Raw genomic sequence first — 1,708 nt, forward strand, 5'->3', positions numbered from 1 at the left:
GCGGCGGGACTGCGGTCAGCGCTTGCTGATGCCTGCCGATCAGGCCGGTATCGACATCGCCTGCCGAAAAGTCCGCATCAGCGGCAAGAGCAGCGAGAAAGGCGGTGTTGACAGTCGAGCCGGCGATCTCGGTCTGCGAAAGGGCTATGCCCAGCGCTTCGAGTGCCGCCTGCCTGCTCTTGCCGTGCACGATCAGCTTGGCGATCATTGGATCGTAGAAGGGCGAGATGGCATCGCCGGCCCGCACGCCGGTCTCGATCCGCATGCTGGCGCCCTCGGGCGCGGAATCCGGAAATTTCAGGTGATGCAGCGTGCCCGTCGCCGGCAAAAAACCCTTTGCCGCGTCCTCGGCATAGATGCGCGCTTCGAAGGCATGGCCGGAGAACGTGATCTCGCTCTGCGTCTTCGGCAGCTTCTCGCCGGACGCTACCCGCAACTGCCATTCGACCAGGTCGATGCCTGTGACCATTTCGGTGACGGGGTGCTCGACCTGCAGGCGGGTGTTCATTTCCATGAACCAGAAGCGGTCGGCCTTCAGCCCTTGCGAGGCATCGACGATAAACTCAATCGTGCCGGCGCCGGAATAGTTGATCGCCTTGGTGGCCTTCACCGCTGCCTCCGTCATCGCCTTGCGCAATGCCGGCGTCATGCCGGGGGCAGGGGCTTCCTCGACCACCTTCTGGTGGCGGCGCTGCGCCGAGCAGTCGCGCTCGTAGAGATACACGACATTGCCGAAGCTATCGCCGAATACCTGAACCTCGATGTGGCGCGGCTTGTCGATATATTTCTCGACCAGCACGCGGTCGTCGCCGAAAGCGGCCTTGGCCTCGCGCCGCGCACCCGACAGCGCCTCGGAAAAGTCGTCGGGATGTTCGACGCGCCGCATGCCCTTGCCACCGCCACCGGCGCGCGCCTTGATCAGCACGGGATAGCCGATCTCGCGTGCCTTGGAGGCGAGCAGCACAATCTCCTGCGCCTCGCCGTGATAGCCCGGCACAACAGGCACGCCGGCCTTCTCCATCAGCCGCTTGGCCGCGTCCTTCAGCCCCATGGCGCGGATCGAGGCCGCTGACGGGCCGATGAAGACGAGCCCCGCCGCCGTCACCTGGTCGACGAAATCAGGGTTTTCCGACAGAAAACCGTAGCCCGGATGGATGGCTTCCGCGCCGGCGGCCAAAGCCGCCGCGACGATCTTGTCGCCGCGCAGATAGCTTTCGCCGACAGGCGAGGCGCCGATATGCACAGCTTCGTCGGCCATCGCGACATGCAAAGATTTCGCATCGGCATCCGAATAGACCGCGACCGTGCGCACGCCCATCTTGCGCGCCGTGCGGATGACCCGGCAGGCGATCTCACCGCGATTGGCAATCAGGATCCTGGCGAACATGGGACCTCCGCGAGTAAGGTTCCAACCCCGCGGGGGGCAGGGCGCTTGAACACCCCCCTCTGTCCTGCCCGCCAGCCTGTCCTTGCGGAAGCAGCGCCTACTTCGACGCCGCGATCGCGCAGCCGCCGCTGGCGGTCTTGACCTTCCACCTCGTCAAGCCGGACTGACAGTTGCGCAGCGCCATCTCTTCCGCAGCCTTCTGGGACGGCGCATTGAGTCTCGAGCCACAGATGATATAGAGGTCGACCACGCGCGAATAAAAGCTCGTGGCATAAGCGGAATGCCCGCTGGCTGCAACATAGGCTTTGTAGGCCTTCGGGC

Annotated in this window: 1 protein-coding gene and 1 pseudogene; both read right to left on the reverse strand. The window is 64.5% G+C overall.

All coding sequences use genetic code 11. The annotated features are described in order from the left end of the window. Positions 1–1,387, reverse strand: a 1,387-nt coding sequence (locus EOA86_RS33520) for a biotin carboxylase N-terminal domain-containing protein (RefSeq protein ID WP_128345464.1), incomplete at its 3' end; no start/stop codon positions are given. A 97-nt stretch (positions 1,388–1,484) separates the two neighbouring features. Further along, positions 1,485–1,708 (reverse strand): annotated as a pseudogene (locus tag EOA86_RS33525) (hypothetical protein); the annotation flags it as partial.

Source organism: Mesorhizobium sp. M5C.F.Ca.IN.020.32.2.1 (assembly GCF_004023105.1).
Classification (GTDB): domain Bacteria; phylum Pseudomonadota; class Alphaproteobacteria; order Rhizobiales; family Rhizobiaceae; genus Mesorhizobium; species Mesorhizobium wenxiniae.